The organism is Baekduia sp. (assembly GCF_035996765.1).
In the GTDB taxonomy this organism is placed as follows: Bacteria; Actinomycetota; Thermoleophilia; order Solirubrobacterales; family Solirubrobacteraceae; genus Baekduia.
The window spans coordinates 1-14,802 of sequence record NZ_DASYJG010000056.1; the positions used below are offsets into that span (position 1 = coordinate 1).

17 protein-coding genes, 1 tRNA gene and 1 pseudogene are annotated in these 14,802 nt (G+C 71.0%); 7 read left to right on the forward strand and 12 right to left on the reverse strand.

Annotated elements, in window-relative coordinates:
- From VGO10_RS12630 to VGO10_RS12640, 3 genes are all read left to right on the forward strand, one after another.
- Positions 1-1,175 (forward strand): MMPL family transporter (locus VGO10_RS12630; protein ID WP_327468812.1); only part of this gene is annotated, 1,175 nt, incomplete at its 5' end.
- Positions 1,176-1,415: 240 nt separating this feature from the next.
- Entirely contained in the window at positions 1,416-2,564 is a 1,149-nt protein-coding gene (locus VGO10_RS12635) for a hypothetical protein (protein WP_327468814.1), read from the forward strand.
- Entirely contained in the window at positions 2,561-3,208 is a 648-nt protein-coding gene (locus tag VGO10_RS12640) for a response regulator transcription factor (protein WP_327468816.1), read from the forward strand. The genes VGO10_RS12635 and VGO10_RS12640 overlap by 4 nt, the downstream gene beginning before the upstream one ends.
- Before the next feature lie 64 nt (positions 3,209-3,272).
- On the opposite strand, the pseudogene VGO10_RS12645 reads toward VGO10_RS12640, so the two are convergent.
- The 3 genes and pseudogenes from VGO10_RS12645 to VGO10_RS12655 all read right to left on the reverse strand — a co-directional run.
- Positions 3,273-3,569 (reverse strand): annotated as a pseudogene (locus VGO10_RS12645) (HU family DNA-binding protein); the annotation flags it as partial.
- Positions 3,570-3,674: 105 nt separating this feature from the next.
- Positions 3,675-3,848 (reverse strand): CsbD family protein, encoded by a 174-nt coding sequence (locus VGO10_RS12650; RefSeq protein ID WP_327468818.1) that lies wholly within the window; start codon positions 3,846-3,848, stop codon positions 3,675-3,677.
- 18 nt (positions 3,849-3,866) lie between these two features.
- The gene (locus VGO10_RS12655) at positions 3,867-4,469 is read right to left on the reverse strand and encodes a J domain-containing protein (RefSeq protein WP_327468821.1); all 603 of its coding nucleotides are present in this window, start codon (positions 4,467-4,469) and stop codon (positions 3,867-3,869) included.
- Positions 4,470-4,552: 83 nt separating this feature from the next.
- Between VGO10_RS12655 and VGO10_RS12660 the strand changes: the two genes are divergently transcribed.
- Entirely contained in the window at positions 4,553-4,852 is a 300-nt protein-coding gene (locus VGO10_RS12660) for a hypothetical protein (RefSeq protein WP_327468952.1), read from the forward strand.
- 44 nt (positions 4,853-4,896) lie between these two features.
- Here the strand turns inward: VGO10_RS12660 and VGO10_RS12665 are convergent.
- From VGO10_RS12665 to VGO10_RS12685, 5 genes are all read right to left on the reverse strand, one after another.
- A tRNA-Ser gene (locus tag VGO10_RS12665) sits at positions 4,897-4,985 on the reverse strand.
- A gap of 44 nt (positions 4,986-5,029) precedes the next feature.
- Positions 5,030-6,253: an aminopeptidase gene (locus VGO10_RS12670; RefSeq protein WP_327468823.1), complete on the reverse strand. Its 1,224-nt coding sequence runs from the start codon at positions 6,251-6,253 to the stop codon at positions 5,030-5,032.
- A 55-nt stretch (positions 6,254-6,308) separates the two neighbouring features.
- Positions 6,309-6,638 carry an STAS domain-containing protein gene (locus VGO10_RS12675; RefSeq protein WP_327468825.1) on the reverse strand — a complete coding sequence of 110 codons (330 nt, stop codon included), beginning with the start codon at positions 6,636-6,638 and terminating at the stop codon, positions 6,309-6,311.
- 39 nt (positions 6,639-6,677) lie between these two features.
- Positions 6,678-7,964 (reverse strand): hypothetical protein, encoded by a 1,287-nt coding sequence (locus VGO10_RS12680; protein ID WP_327468827.1) that lies wholly within the window; start codon positions 7,962-7,964, stop codon positions 6,678-6,680.
- Positions 7,961-9,109 (reverse strand): SDR family oxidoreductase, encoded by a 1,149-nt coding sequence (locus tag VGO10_RS12685; protein ID WP_327468829.1) that lies wholly within the window; start codon positions 9,107-9,109, stop codon positions 7,961-7,963. The genes VGO10_RS12680 and VGO10_RS12685 overlap by 4 nt, the downstream gene beginning before the upstream one ends.
- Before the next feature lie 121 nt (positions 9,110-9,230).
- Here VGO10_RS12685 and fgd point away from each other — a divergent pair, with 121 nt between their 5' ends.
- On the forward strand, positions 9,231-10,232 hold the full coding sequence (gene fgd, locus VGO10_RS12690) for a glucose-6-phosphate dehydrogenase (coenzyme-F420) (RefSeq protein ID WP_327468831.1): 1,002 nt from the start codon (positions 9,231-9,233) through the stop codon (positions 10,230-10,232).
- A 9-nt stretch (positions 10,233-10,241) separates the two neighbouring features.
- Here the strand turns inward: fgd and VGO10_RS12695 are convergent, their stop codons facing one another.
- The 3 genes from VGO10_RS12695 to VGO10_RS12705 all read right to left on the reverse strand — a co-directional run bounded on the left by VGO10_RS12695 (position 10,242) and on the right by VGO10_RS12705 (position 12,364).
- Positions 10,242-10,784: a hypothetical protein gene (locus VGO10_RS12695; RefSeq protein ID WP_327468832.1), complete on the reverse strand. Its 543-nt coding sequence runs from the start codon at positions 10,782-10,784 to the stop codon at positions 10,242-10,244.
- 134 nt (positions 10,785-10,918) lie between these two features.
- Positions 10,919-11,725 (reverse strand): SDR family NAD(P)-dependent oxidoreductase, encoded by an 807-nt coding sequence (locus tag VGO10_RS12700; protein WP_327468834.1) that lies wholly within the window; start codon positions 11,723-11,725, stop codon positions 10,919-10,921.
- A 9-nt stretch (positions 11,726-11,734) separates the two neighbouring features.
- Positions 11,735-12,364: a TetR/AcrR family transcriptional regulator gene (locus VGO10_RS12705; RefSeq protein ID WP_327468836.1), complete on the reverse strand. Its 630-nt coding sequence runs from the start codon at positions 12,362-12,364 to the stop codon at positions 11,735-11,737.
- 45 nt (positions 12,365-12,409) lie between these two features.
- Between VGO10_RS12705 and VGO10_RS12710 the strand changes: the two genes are divergently transcribed.
- Positions 12,410-12,853, forward strand: a complete 444-nt coding sequence (locus VGO10_RS12710; RefSeq protein WP_327468838.1) for a hypothetical protein — start codon at positions 12,410-12,412, stop codon at positions 12,851-12,853.
- A gap of 6 nt (positions 12,854-12,859) precedes the next feature.
- On the opposite strand, the gene VGO10_RS12715 is transcribed toward VGO10_RS12710, so the two are convergent.
- Positions 12,860-13,498, reverse strand: a complete 639-nt coding sequence (locus VGO10_RS12715; RefSeq protein WP_327468840.1) for a helix-turn-helix domain-containing protein — start codon at positions 13,496-13,498, stop codon at positions 12,860-12,862.
- Positions 13,499-13,582: 84 nt separating this feature from the next.
- Here VGO10_RS12715 and VGO10_RS12720 point away from each other — a divergent pair, with 84 nt between their 5' ends.
- Positions 13,583-14,800 (forward strand): acetyl-CoA C-acetyltransferase, encoded by a 1,218-nt coding sequence (locus tag VGO10_RS12720; protein WP_327468842.1) that lies wholly within the window; start codon positions 13,583-13,585, stop codon positions 14,798-14,800.
- Positions 14,801-14,802 lie beyond the last annotated feature (2 nt).

Here is a 14,802-nt window from a genome sequence, read left to right on the forward strand (position 1 = left end):
TGACGACGACCGACGAATCGGCCCGGTGGGCGCGGTGGGCCGACATCCTGCAGAAGCGGCCGGTCGTCCTCGCCCTGTCGGCGACCGTCGTCATGCTGCTGCTCGCCGCGCCCGCGCTGTCGATGCGCCTGGGCTCGTCAGACGCCGGCAACGACCCGGCGGGCTCGACGACGTTCAAGGCCTATGACCTGCTCGCCCAGGGCTTCGGGGCCGGCTTCAACGGGCCGCTGCAGCTCGTCGCCGAGGTCAAGGGCGACGAGGGCAAGGCGGCGTTCACGCGGGTGGTCGACGCCGTGCGCAAGACCGACGGCGTCGTCGCCGCGAGCGCGCCGGTCATCGTCGGCAAGAACATCGCCTTGGCGCAGGTCTACCCCAAGCACTCGCCGCAGGACGCGGCGACCAGCGACCTCGTCAAGCATCTGCGCACCAGCGTGGTGCCGCCGGCCGAACAGGGACAGGTCAACGTGCTGGTCGGCGGCTCGACCGCGATCGGGATCGACTTCTCCAAGGTCCTGGGCGACAAACTGCCGTTGTTCATCGGCATCGTCGTCTTGTTGTCGTTCCTGTTGTTGATGGCCGTCTTCCGCAGCCTGGTGATCCCGGCGATGGCCGCGGTCATGAACCTGCTGTCGGTCGTCGCGGCCTTCGGCGTCGTGGTCGCGGTCTTCCAGCACGGCTGGGGCGCCGAGCTGATCGGCGTCGACCGCACCGGGCCGATCGAGGCGTTCTTGCCCGTGATGGTCTTCGCGATCCTCTTCGGGTTGTCGATGGACTACGAGGTCTTCCTCGTCAGCCGCATCTACGAGGAGTGGCACAAGCGCGGTGACAACCGCGAGGCCATCGCCCACGGCCTGGCCGCGACGGGCAGGACGATCACCGCGGCGGCCGCGATCATGGTGCTGGTCTTCGGCGCCTTCATCCTCGGTGGGGAGCGCGTGATCAAGCTGTTCGGCATCGGCCTGGCCGGCGCGGTCTTCCTCGACGCGCTGATCGTGCGGTCGGTCCTCGTCCCGGGCCTGATGCTCACCGTGGGCAAGGCGAACTGGTGGCTGCCGTCGTGGCTGGACCGGATCGTGCCGCGCCTCAACGTCGAAGGTCAGGCGTCGTCGACGTCAGAGCCCGCAGCACCGGGGGCGGCCGGGTCGGCCGGCCGGCCGGCGACCGAGAGCGCCTAGCCCAGGACGCGCCGAAAGGCCGACGAAGCCTGGCCACCAATTCGGGTGGTCAGGAGTGTGTTTGGACTGTACGTTGACGTTCCCATGGGGCATGCTGTCCGTCGACCAGTCGTCTCACTCCCTCGGGACAGGGGGCGAGCGACCGCTGACGCAGAGCTAGAGACCGAGCGTACGCGAGCTGGTCCTTCTCCCAGCGGGTCGGGCGCTTCCCCTGGCGCCCGACCCGTTGACCCTTCTCAGATGACCGACGACACGTCGCCCGGCAGCCGCACCACCGCCGCCGCGGCTGCGGGCTCGTCGACGCTTCCGGCGCTGCACCTGTTGGTCTCGATGCTCGGCGACCGGGAGATGATGACCCCGGGCTCGTCGTTCTACGACCGGCTGGCCGAGACCGTCTGCCGCCTGGGCTCGATGCGCCGCGCCGCGGTCTATATGTCGGACGACATGCGCCGGCGCGTGTGGGCCGCCGGCAGCCATGGCATCGACCTCGCGCTGCTGGCCGACGGGCCGGTCCAAGCGATCCCGTTCGCGATGCGCGCGCTGGAGCGCGACGAGGTCCTCGAGGTGACCGCTGACGTCGTCAGCGTGCTGCCGGCCAACGACGTGGCGCGGCTCGCGCTCTCTGACGTCACCTGCATCCCGATGTCGGCCGGCGGCCGCCACTACGGCGTCGTGCTGGCCGAGCGCGGCGACGGCGGGACGCTCAGCGCGGCCGAGCGCCAGGGGCTGTGGACGATCGGCAAGGTCTGCGCGTTGGCGGCGTCGGCGCGCGCAGCGACGCGCCAGCAGGAGCGCGCGCGCCATCTCGGGGATCGCCTCGATCTCGCGCGCGACGTGCACGAGCGCGTGATCCAGCGGCTCTTCGGCGTGACGCTCGCGCTCGGCGCGCCCGCCGACCTGACCGGTCCCCAGCGCGCCCGCTGCGCCGAGGAGCTGCAGGCCGCGACCGAGGAGCTGCGGCTGGCGATCCAACGCCCGCCGGCGCGGCCGGGACGCGACCATCCCGTCGAGACCACGCTGCGCGACGAGCTCTCGCAACTGGCGGCCGAGCACGCCGACGTCGACGTGCGCGTCTTCTGGGAGCCGGAGGTCGAGCTCCCGCTCGCGATGGAGCCGCTGGCCCAGAACGTCGTCGCCGAGGCGGTGCGCAACGCGCGCAAGCACGCGCAGCCGACCTGGATCGACGTCCGGGTCGAGCATGCCGAGGACACCGTCGCGATCGCGATCGTCAACGACGGGGTCGGCGCCGGCGCGCCTGCCGGGGCGGGCGTCGGCCTGCGCCTGGCCGCCTTCGAGGCGCTGGAGTTCGGCGCCGCCGTCGACTTCGGGCTCACGCCACCCGACCGCTGGCACGTCCGTCTCGTCCTCCCACTGCCGAGCCCTTCATGAGCACCTCCATCGCGTCGCGCCGCCTCAGCGTGCTGGTCGTCGACGACCACGACATCGTCCACTGGGGCATGCGGCTCGTGCTCGTCCAACAGGACTGGGTCGAGCGCTGCGTGCCGGCGACCACCGGCGACGAAGCCGAGGACCGCGCCCGCCGCTACCGGCCCAACGTGGCGCTCGTCGACCTCTTCGTCGGTGACGAGTCCGGGACCGACATCGCCCGGCGCGTGCGCGCCGCGCATCCGTCGACGCGCGTGCTGCTCGTCTCGGGCGCCGGACGGATCTCGGCGACTGCCGCGCGCGCCGCGGGCGCGGCAGGCTTCGTCACCAAGGACCGCAGCGCGGCGGAGATCGTCGAGGCGATCCGGCGCATCGGCGCCGGCGAGGATGTCTTCGACGCGCCGCCGAGCCCGGCCGACGGAGGCGCCGGGGCCGCCGGCCGCCCCGCCCATCAACGCCTCACGGGCCGTGAGCACGAGGTGCTCCAACTCGTCGCCGCGGGCCTGACCAATGCTGAGATCGCCGCCGAGCTGCGGCTCTCTCCCAACACGGTCAAGGAGCACGCGAGCTCGATGTTCCGCAAGCTGGGCGCGCGCAACCGCGCCGATGCCGTCGTGCGCGCGCAGCGCCTCGGCGTCCTGAACTGAAGGCAGACACGCCGAGGGCCCCGCTCGCGCGAGGCCCTCGGGTCAAGCCGGTTGCTGCGGGGTGCTACTTCTTCTTCGGGCCGTTGACGGCCGTCTTGAGGCCGGCCCCCGCCGTGAACTTCGGCGCCTTGCTCGCCTTGATCTTCACGCTCTCGCCCGTCTGCGGGTTGCGACCGGTACGAGCGCTGCGCTTGACGACGGAGAACTTGCCGAAGCCGGTCAGCGCGATCTCGTCGCCCTTCTTGAGGGACTTCTCAACGGTGGTGATGAACGCCTCGACGGCCTTGCGCGCGTCGGCGTTGGTGAGACCGCTGTCCTTGGCGATAGCCTCGACGAGCTCGGTCTTGTTCATGCGGTTGCTCCTGAATCGACGGCAAACAGAGGCCGCAGCCTAGACCAGCGGCCCCACGGCATGCCGGCCGGCCCAAGGCCTACGACCGTTCGGGCCCGACCCGATTCGCCCGGTTCAATCCTTGCGCAGGGTGTCCTTGACCTTGTCGGCGGCATCGCCGACCTTGTCCTTTACCGCGCCAGAGGCCCGGTCGACCTTGCCTTCGTTCTTGAGGCTGTCGTCGTCGGTGAGGTCGCCCGCAGCTTCTTTCGCGCGGCCCTTGAGGTCATCGGTGGTTCCATCGCTCATGGTTTCGACGTACCCGGATCAGCCAGCGGTACGCATGGCAATGCTCGCGGCCACGCGCGAGAGGACGTCCGGGCGCAGTTCGAAGAACCGCAGCGCGCGGCCGCCGGATGCGGGCTGGACGCGCAGCTGGCCGTGGCGGCGCAGACGGCCCGCAGGGCGCTCCTCGACGCCGGCGACGTCGCGGTGACGCAAGTAGCGCACGCGGCCCATGATCGCGTCGTCGCGCAGCCACAGCAGGCGCCGGTCGGTCACGGCGAGCTGGACGTCGTGGCTGTCGCCGGTGGCGGTGAGGACGACCTCGTCGACCTGCTCGCCGGGCTCGAGCGCGGCCAGCAGCTCACGCGCGAGCACGCGCCGGACGGCGGGCGGAAGCCAGTCGCCGGCGATCTCGACGGCCGGCGCTTCGGGCTCGGGCGCCGCGGTGGCGCCGTTGGCGTCGCCGTGGCCCTCCTCCAGGCGACCGAGCAGGAGGTCGTGAGCGGCGTTGATGGAAATCATCAGCTCGCCGGCCGCCTCACCCGCCTTGTCGGGGTGAAACCGCTTGGCCAGCGCGCGATAGGCGCGCTGGACCTCCTCCGGCGAGGCGCCGGGGTCCAGGCCGAGGACGGCATGCGGATCCACGCCTGCATTCTGGCGAACGGCGGTCAGACGTCCGGCCAGCAGCTCACCAAACGCGCCAGGATCGCCCATACTCCAACGTCGTGATGCAGACCCGGCAGGAGCGCGTGTACCTGGAGACCCCGCGACATCGGATCGCGGGGACCCTGACGCTGGCCCGCGACGGCTACCGCAGCCGCGTCTCCGACGTCCTCAACGCCTCCGAGCGCGACTTCATCCCGCTCACCGACGTGACCGTCGAGCTCGTCGGCCACGAAGGCCCCGGCACCCACCACGACTTCCTTGCGGTCTCTCGCCACCACGTCGTCATCGCCATACCCGAGCTGCCCGAAGACGGAGCACTCGACGCGGCGACAGCGGCGATGCCGCCCGCCGGCGCGGGCTAGCAGCCCTCTTGCGCTGGTCGCCTTCTTAATGGCCTTGACCGGCACGGAGAGAGAGGGATTCGAACCCTCGGTGGACCGTAAAGCCCACACACGATTTCCAGTCGTGCCCGTTCAGCCGCTCCGGCACCTCTCCCAGAAGGGGGCGAGGATAGCGATTCGGTCCCGCCCGCCCTCGGCTCAGACCTGCCAGGCGCCGTCGACGAGGACCGGTGTCTCGGTGCCGGCAGCGTCGAGGCCGAGAACGCGGACCTCGGAGGAGCCGATCATGAAGTCCACGTGGATCGTCGAGTCGTTGACCTTGCCGACCTCGGACTCGTCGACGCACATCTGGTAAGCGTGCCCGAGCGCGATGTGGCTCGCCGCGTTCTCGTCGAGCAGCGTGTCGAAGAAGACGGTGTCGAGCGCGCCGATGCGCCCGTCGCCGTCGACCAGCGCCGTCTCCCCCAGCCGGTTGGCGTTCTCGTCGCGCGCCGCGTAGGAGCGCAGGACCTCGGCGTTCTCCTGCGCGTCAATGCGCACGACGCGGCCCTCGCGGAACTCGACCTCCAGCCCGCGGATGATCGAGCCGCCGAGCACCAGCGGCTTGGTCGCGCGTACGACGCCGTCGGCGCGCGTCGGATCCGGCGAGGTGAAGATCTCCTCCGAGGGGAGGTTCGGCAGGTGCGTGATCCCGTCGACGGTCTCAAAGCGGGCGGCCAGGAACTTCGACGTCGGCAGCAGCCCGACGGTCAGGTCGGTTCCGGGGCCGACGAAGCGCAGCGCGTCGAAGCGGCGCTCGGTCACGCGACCGGCGGCGCTGACGAGCACCTCCGCGCGCTCACTCCACGCCGCGATCGGATCCTCGGTGTCCAGACGGCACACATGCAGGATCTGGTCACAGAGCTTCACCCACGCGTCCTCGGGATCCAGGTCCGGATGGACGAGCTCCGCCCACGGCCGCGTCGGGCAGGGCACCGCCGTCCAGTTGGTCGTGCGCTCGTTGACCACCTTGCCGGTCTCGCGGACCGCGGGCAGCTGGTCGCGCCCGACACGCGAAGGATCGAGATCGCTGAGCAGTCCGGGATGCGCAGGGCCACTCAGTCCGACGCGGGCCGCTCGGGCGCGCCCGAGCTCCAGGATCCGCTCGCCGTACCATGGCGGCACGTAGTCGAGCGTGTCGTCGGCCGCGTACTGCAGGCGGGCGCGCTTGACGTGCAGGTCGAAGTAGGCGACGTCGACGAACTTCGCACCGTGGCGGTAACCCGCCGCGGCGAGCGCGCGCGTGACGGTCTCCTTGCCGATCTCCGAGCCGATCGCCAGCAGTTGGCCGGGCTGGAGGTTCGCCGCGGTCTTGATGACGAGGTCGGCGAACCGCTCGACGATTTCGGGATCGTCAAAGGCCGCACGCTTGCCGGAGCTCATCACCCCACAATATCCGCCCACCCCCGCGGTCGGTGAGCGTGGGATCTGGACGAGATCAGACGTCGTCGACGAGATTCAGGACCGCGTCGAGCCCGGAGATCTCGAGCACCCGCGCGACCGGCCCGTCGGCCTCGGTGCGGACGAGCGCCAGGCTCCCGCCGTGCTCCTGGGCAGCGTGGTGGGCCGCCACAATCACCCGGACACCGGTGGAGTCCATGAACTCCAGGCCACGGAGGTCGAGCACCGCTGAGCCGCCGTCGCGCAGACCCGGCAGCAGCGCCGACTCCAGCTGGGGGGCCGTCGCGAGATCGAGCTCGCCGCGCACGGTCACAACGGCTTGTGCACCGTCCTGGGCGACCGCCACGGAGAAGGGTTCTGGCCTCATGCCACTCACGGCGCGAAGCCTAACCGTCTTGCGCGCCGGTCACCTACCTGACACGCAGCGTGCAAGCGGCCGAGGTGCGAGCCAGTCTCGCAGGAAGCCGTCTAACGCAGGGCTGTTGAGCAGGTCGAAGTGGTCGTGGCCGCCGACATGGCGACAGCGCTCCTCCTCGAACGCGACGACGCGGCGCCGGCCTTGGAGGCCGTGGGCGCTCGGCGTGAGCACCAGCAAATCGCCAATGACCCGCGCGAAGGGATGGTCAGGACTGGAGGCCAGCGTCGCGGCCACGACGTGATGGCGGGCGCCCTCCAGCAGCGGGACGTCGGCGCGCTCGAAGCCGCGCAGCGCGTCAGGATCGAGCCTCTCCCACTCATCGTCGACCAGCCGGCCGTGACGCAGGTCCTTGATGCCGGCGCTGCGCGCGCGCAGGACGGCGGCGATCGGCCGGCTCTCGGGGAGCGCGCCCAGCGCCCAGCTCGCCAGGTGCACGGCCTGCTCCAGCGGCGCGCCGAGGTGCGGCGTGCCGAGCGAGATGGTGGTGTCGACCAGCGCCGGCCAACGGTCCTCGCGCTCGGTCGCGGCGTGCCCGGCGCTGCGGATCACGAGCCCGCCCATCGAGTGACCGACGAGCGCAAGCTGCTCGATCGGGACCGGCCACGCGTCGACCAACACCTCCAACAACGCGGCCAGGCGACGGCCGTTCTCGGAGACGTGCAGGCCCGTGTTGTAGCGGATGGTCACGGCGGTGGCACCGAGCTCGGGAAGCACGCGCGTGAGGTAGGTGCCGTCGCGCTCGGCCGCGCGGACCGACCACGCGGCATCGCTTTCGCCGAGGCCGTGGACGAAGACGACCGGGCGCGCGGTCGCGGCCGGGAACGCCGCGGCGAGGGCATCGTGCTCGAGCGGGACATCGCGACCGCGGACGCGAACGGCCATCGGAACGGCGAGCGGACTGGCAGCAGCGTCCAGCCGATCACCCCAGAGGCCATTGAGGGCGCTCTGGGCAAGCCGGCCGCGCGGGTGGTCGGAGATGCTCGGGCCGCCGCCGGCCGCACGGACCGTCCGCGCCAGCCCGGTGCCGAGCAGCGTGCCGGCCCCGCGGACCACGGTGTAGACCGAGCCCGCGATCGTGTCGTGGACGGCGCGCGGCGCGCTGGAGGCCACCGATGCCCGCCCGGCGGCCGGGCCAAAGGACCGATCGGCGACCGCCTCGTGCAGCTCCTGGACGCGCGTCACCGCGCCGCCAAAGCCCTCGGCAGCCAACTCAACGAGGGCGCCGAGCTCACTGGGATCCTGCGGGCGCCGAACGGCGAGCGCGGTCTGCGTCATGCAGCCACCGTGACACCAGATGGTGTCACGGTCAAGGGCGAACGTCCGCCCCAGGCCGCGTGCTCGGCGTAGTCCATCAAGTTACTGAAGTACCCGTCCAGCGGCTCGGCGGCGATCCCGGCCGGCTCGAGGATGGAGCGGGCCCAACGGTCGTCGAAGCGCACGCCGAGCGCGAAGTAGGGGAAGAAGATCCGAGCGCGATCGAGGGCCGTGCGCTGGGCGGCGGCCATCGGCCGTCCGAGCGCCTCGTGGAGCACGCTCGGATCGACGACGGCCGGCGCCGGCACACCGAACCGTGCCGCCGCGAGCTCGATGACCTCCGCGACCGTGCTCGCGTGCTGGCCGGCCACCGCGTGGTAGGTCCCAGTCGGCGCGCCAGCAAGGCCCAGGATCGTGTCGGCGACGTAGTCGACCGGCACGACATCGACCGGCGAGTCGGCCAGCGCCGGGATGACTGGGAGGCGGCCGCGGGCGAACGTCTTCAACGGCCAGTACAGGACGTTGAATGATCGGGTCCATCCCGTGGTCCGGTCGCCGACGACGATGCTCGGGCGCACGATCTGCAGCGGCAGCCGCGGCGACCAGCCGCGCAGCAGCTGCTCGGCCTCGTGCTTGGTCTGCTCGTAGGTATTGCGGAACGGCAGGCCGATCGTCATCTCGTCCTCGCCGAAGGTGCCGGTGCGATGACCGGCGACATAGGCGGTGGAGACGTGCACGATCCGCCGCAGGCCGTCGCCGCGCACCGCTGCGCACGTGGCGAGCTCGGCGATCCTTGCTGCGCCGGCGGTGTTGACGGCCCGCGCCTCGTCGAGCGGCAGGTCGAAGCTCACCGAGGCGGCGCAGTGGATGATTTCGTCACACGCGCGCGCGAGCCGCTCACGATCGGCGTGGCCGAGACCGAGACCGTCGACCAGCAGATCGGCGGGCACGGCGCTGCAACGCGACATGTAGGCGTCGACACGGTCGGGCGGAGCGACCTCGGCCAGCGCGGTCCGCAGGCGCGCGGTGGCCTCCGCCGTGTTGGCCGCGCGCACGAGCGCGACGACCGGACGTGCTGACCGCTCCAAGATCCGGACCATGACGGCCGTTCCGACGAAACCGGTGACGCCGGTCAGCAGCACTGCATCGGTACGCGTGGGGAGCATCATCCGATGGTCCTGCCCGCAGGCGGGCACCACCACGGACCACTGGTCGGAACTCCGACACGATGACGTCGACCGTCGGCACGAGGCGGCGGCGTTCCGGGCCCCCGCTAGGGTGCGAGGCATGGGCGTACGCATCGGGTACAAGGCCTCGGCAGAGCAATTCGACCCGCCGACATTGCTGGAGTACGCGCGGCAGGCGGAGGCCGCCGGGCTGGAGATCGTGGCGACCTCCGACCACTTCCAGCCGTGGCGCCACCGCGGTGGCCACTCCCCCGCGGCGCTGCCCTGGCTCGGTGCGGCGTCGGTCGCGACCACGAAGGCGGTGCTCGGCACGAGCGTGCTGACGCCGACGCTGCGCTACGAGCCGGCGATCGTCGCCCAGTCGTTCGCGACGCTGGGCTGCCTGGCCCCCGGCCGGGTGTTCCTCGGCGTCGGGACCGGCGAGGCGATGAACGAGACGCCGGCGACCGGCGCGGAGTTCCCGGGCCGCAAGGAGCGACGGCTGCGGATGGCCGAGGCGATCGAGCTGATCCGGCGGCTGTGGCGCGAGGAGCGTGTCGACTTCGACGGCGAGTACTACAAGACGTCGCAGGCCACGATCTACGACCGTCCGGATGCGGAGGTGCCGATCTTCGTGGCGGCCTCGGGGCCGCTTGCGGCCAAGCTCGCCGGTCGCGTCGGCGACGGCTTCATCTGCACGAGCGGCAAGGACCCGCAGCTCTACCTCGACCTGCTCGAGAAGGTGCGCGAAGGCGCCGAGGCAGCAGAGCGTGACCACGCCCAGATCCGGCGGATGATCGAGATCAAGGTCTCCTATGACCGCGACAAGCAGAAGGCCTATGACAACTGTCACTTCTGGGCGCCGCTGGCGCTGACGCCGGAGCAGAAGGAGGGCATCGAGGATCCGATCGAGATGGAGCGCGTCGCCGACGAGCACCTCGACCAGGCCCACACCCGCTTCATCGTCTCCGACGACCCTGACGAGGTCATCGAGAAGATCGCCGTCTACCTCGATCTCGGCTTCGACGACCTCCTGCTCCACGCCCCCGGACCCGACCAGTCGCGGTTCATCGAGCAGTTCTCCGAGGACGTCCTCCCGAAGCTGCGCGCCCGCGCGGGCTGACCGCGGCGGCTAGCGCCAGCGCCAGTGGTCGTGGATGCGCCCGAGGATCGGAAGGCCCTGGTACTCGAGGGCGAGGTCGAGGTCGAACTCGACGATGTAGACCCGACTGCGGCGCACGGCGACCGTGGTGCTCTGCAGGATCGTGGCCCCGTTGAAGAAGAACTGCACGGCGCCCGATGCCGCGGGACGACCGTCCAGGGTCGAGGCGCGAATGGGGGCCGTGAGCTGCACGCCCTGCGCCTGCTGCGGCGTGGAGATCACCAGGCTCAGGAGCTCCTCGAGCGAGGACGGCAGGCTGCGACCCAGCTTCCGCTCCATGTCCACCACAGGAATCACGGTGATGCCCAGCTGCATCGAGTTCACCGCGACGTTGCGCTTGGTCCTCGCAGACGCGGCGCCGTAGACCCGCGTGCTGCCGTTCTTTCCCTTCCCGGTCTTCCAGTCGCTCGGGACGCTCGTGGAGAAGCCGACGCCGCGGATCTTGCGATTGGCCTCTGAGACGCCCGGCAGAGCCGCGCAGGCGAGCACCGCCAGCAGGATCGAACAGGCCAAGATCCTGCGTCTTTTCAGGCTGCTGCTCAGTGCCCACCGCATCATGGGGTGGAACATCGCAGCTTCGAATAGCGGCCGCTGGAGTAGCTAGTGCCAGTCCGGCAAGGCCGTCAGGACGTGCACCGCACCGAGCTTCAGGCGTCCGTCGCGGGGCCCGGCCGGTTGTCGACCGTCGTGGTCGCCAGCGCCGTCGCGCCGTCTCCGCCGAGAACCTTGCGGGTGAGACCGGGCAGCAGGATCCGCGCGATCGCGGCAAGCGCGTAGGGGCGTGGCACGTAGCGCTCGGCCTTGCCGCCGGGGCCGGTCTGCACGATCGCCGCCGCGACCTTCTCGGGCGTCGAGACCATCCAGCGGGTCGTCGCCTTGGCGACGAGCTCGGCCTGCGGGAAGCCCTCGGTCGCCACGAAGCCGGGGTTGACGATTCCGACGTGGACGCCGTGGGGGCCTTCCTCGAGGTGCAACGCGTCGCTCCAGCCGATCAATCCGAACTTCGAGGCGCTGTAGGCGCCCGCGCCGGCGCGGGCGACCCGCCCGGAGGTGCTCGCGACGTTGACGATCGCGCTCGGCGCGCTCTCGCGCAGCAACGGCAGCAGCGCCTCGGTCAGCGCGGCCTGGGCGAAGAGGTTGAGCTCCAGCGTCTGGCGCAGGTTGGTGGTCCCGCCGTCGGCGAACCTGCCACGCCAGCCCGCACCGGCGTTGTTGACCAGAAGGTCGAGGCGGCCGTGGCGTGCGCGCACGGCGTCGGCGATGCGCGCCCCGGCGCCCTCGTCGGTCAGGTCCTCGGCGAGCACGAGCACGTCGCCGCCGAGCTGCGCGGCAAGCGCCTGGAGGCGATCTTCGCGGCGCGCGACGAGGACCAGCTGCGCGCCCGGTTCCTGGGCCAGGCGCCGCGCGGTCGCTTCGCCGATGCCGCTGGACGCGCCGGTGATGAGGGCGATCATGGCGCCATCCTACGGCCGCGCTGTGAGGTAGCCCACCAGCAGCGCCACGGTCTCCGAGATGTAGGTGTCGGTGGACACCCCGTCGTCGGGCCGAATGACGAGGTCGTGGGTCACCGTCTCGATGACTTGCACGATCATGCGCGCGGCGAGATCCGGGGCGCGTGCCGGCGCCAGTTGATCACCGCAGGCACGCAGGTAGCCGGCGACGCCGGCCGTCGATGCCGCTTGCAGGGTCGTCAACCTCTGCCGCAGTGCGGACGGGCGCGGCGCCTCCTCGAACAGCACGCGGTGCAGTGCTGGGCGCTCTCGATGCAGCGCGACCATCCCTTCGACGAGCCGCCGAATGCCCTCAGCGAGCGGTGGCAGGTCGTCCTGCAGCTCCTCCAGCACCGGCCACAACGCCGCCACGCCCTCGTCGAGATGGCGGTCGACCAGCGCAACCAGCACCGCATCCTTGTTGGGGTAGTACTGGTACAGCGAGCCGATCGAGATGCCGGCGCGCTGCGCGATGCGGTTGGTCGTGCCCGCCGCATAGCCGTGACGTTCGAAGACGTGAGCAGCCGCGTCGAGGATCGCCTCGACGGTGAGGCGCGATCGCTCTTGGCGCGGGCGCTTGCGGGGCTGTGTCCGAGGAGTCACAAATGCGAGTTGCAGGAAGGCGAGCAATTGCTCACACTACCGGTGATGGTCACCGTCCGCCGCACCACCGCGCTGCCGATCTCCGCCGAGGTCGCCTTCGACCTCGCCCAGCGACCCGCGACCTTCGCCTACGTCGTCCGTGGGGTCCTGCGCGTGCCCGCCCTGGCCGCCGTGCCCGACGGCTTCGCCGCACCGGGCGTTGAGGCCTCTGGCCGGATGTGGTGGCTCGGCGTGCTGCCGTCCTGGACCCACCACCTGCGCGTCGTCGCACTCGCCCCCGGCGAGATCCTGACCGCCGAGCACGGCGGCCCGATCCGCACGTGGAACCATCGGCTGACGTTCGTCGCGACCTCGCCGACGACGTGCGACTACACCGACGAGATCGAGCTCGACGCCGGCCTCCTCACCCCTGCGGTGCGGCTCTTCACCACTGGGCTCTTCGCGCTGCGCCAGGCACGCTGGCGGCAACTCGCCGCCGTCCTGGCCTAGCCGCGCTCAGCTCGGGGCCGCGCCCGCATCCTCGAAGAGCGCGACGAGCTGACCGCGGCACGAGGCCCATTGCTTGGCCGCGCGTGTCCCGCCCGCGTGGAGCGTGTCCAGGACCACCAGCCCGCGGATGGTCGCGAGCGCCAGCTCAATGACGTGCTCGAAGTCCGAACGCGCTGCGGCATCGGGAAAGAGCCGGCGTGAGAGCTCCATCGTCTGGCGATCCAGCTGGCGCTCGATCGGGATCAGGTGCCGGCGCAGCTCCTCGTCGGTGCGCCCGTGGGTCCAGAGGTCGAGCGTCGCCTGGTAGAGCGGGTTGGCGTAGCTCTCCCACAACAGGTCGAGCCCGCGCGCGACCCGATCCGGACCGGCCGGCAGCGCGTCGGCGGCCTCCAGCAGCTTCTCGCCGCGGCGCAGCGTGAGGTGCTCGGCGGCCGCAGCCAGCAGCGCGTCGCGCGTCTGGAAGTGATGGAGGTGCGCTCCCCGTGAGACGCCGGCGCGCTCGGCCACGCGCGCGGTCGTCGTGTTGGCGTAGCCGTCCTGCACGAGGCACTCGAGCGTCGCGTCGAGCAGGGCCTGGCGGGTGGCGGCGGAGCGCTCGGCCTGGTTGCGCCGTGGCGCGCTCTGCGTCGACTTCGTGACGGCCATGTGACGACCATGCTACTTGCGTTCACGACTGAATGTTTCTGTGCTAGCTTCCCGACCCCGATTTCGACTTGAGGAGCAAGGGAAATGGCAGCGACCGAGGCGTTGGTGTTCGACGCCATCCGCACCCCCCGCGGCAAGGGCAAGAGCAATGGCTCTCTGCACGCGACCAAGCCGGTCGACCTGGTCGTCGGCCTGATGCACGAGATGCTCGTGCGCAACGAGCGGCTCGATCCCAACCGGGTCGACGACGTCGTCCTCGGGTGCGTCTCCCCCGTCGGCGACCAGGGCGCCGACATCGCCAAGACCGCGGCGATCAAGGCCGGCCTGCCGGACACGGTCGCCGGCGTCCAGCTCAACCGCTTCTGCGCCTCCGGCCTGGAGGCCGTGAACATCGCCGCGCAGAAGGTCGCCTCCGGCTGGGAGGACCTCGTCTTCGCCGGCGGCGTGGAGTCGATGTCCCGCGTCCCGATGGGCTCCGACGGCGGCGCCTGGGCGATGGACCCCGAGACCAACTACGACACGTCCTTCATCCCGCAGGGCGTCGGCGCCGACCTCATCGCCACGGTCGAGTCCTTCACCCGCGACGACGTCGACGCCTACGCCGCACGCTCGCAGGAGCGCGCCGCGGCCGCCCAGGCGGCGGGCAAGTTCGACAACTCGGTCATCGCGGTCAAGGACATCAACGAGAACCTCATCCTCGACAAGGACGAGTTCATCCGCGCGGGCACGACGGTCGAGACGCTGGGCAAGCTCAAGCCCTCGTTCGCCGCCATGGGCGAGATGGGCGGCTTTGACGCCGTCGCGCTGCAGAAGTACCACTGGATCGAGAAGATCGACCACGTCCACACCCCGGGCAACTCCAGCGGCATCGTGGACGGCGCCTCGCTGGTCGCGATCGGCAACGAGGAGACCGGCAACGCCCTGGGCCTCACGCCGCGCGCGCGCATCATGGCCACGGCCGTCTCGGGCGCCGACCCGACGATCATGCTGACCGGGCCCGCGCCCGCCTCCAAGAAGGCGCTGGCCAAGGCCGGCATCACCGCCGACCAGCTCGACCTCGTCGAGATCAACGAGGCCTTCGCGGCCGTCGTGCTCCGCTTCGTGCGGGACATGGGCCTGGACCTCGAGAAGGTCAACGTCAACGGCGGCGCCATCGCCATGGGCCATCCGCTCGGCGCCACCGGCGGCATGATCCTCGGCACGATCGTCGACGAGCTGCACCGCACCGGTGGCAAGTACGGGCTCTGCACGCTCTGCGTCGGCGGCGGCATGGGCATCGCGACCGTCGTGGAGGCCCTCTAAGC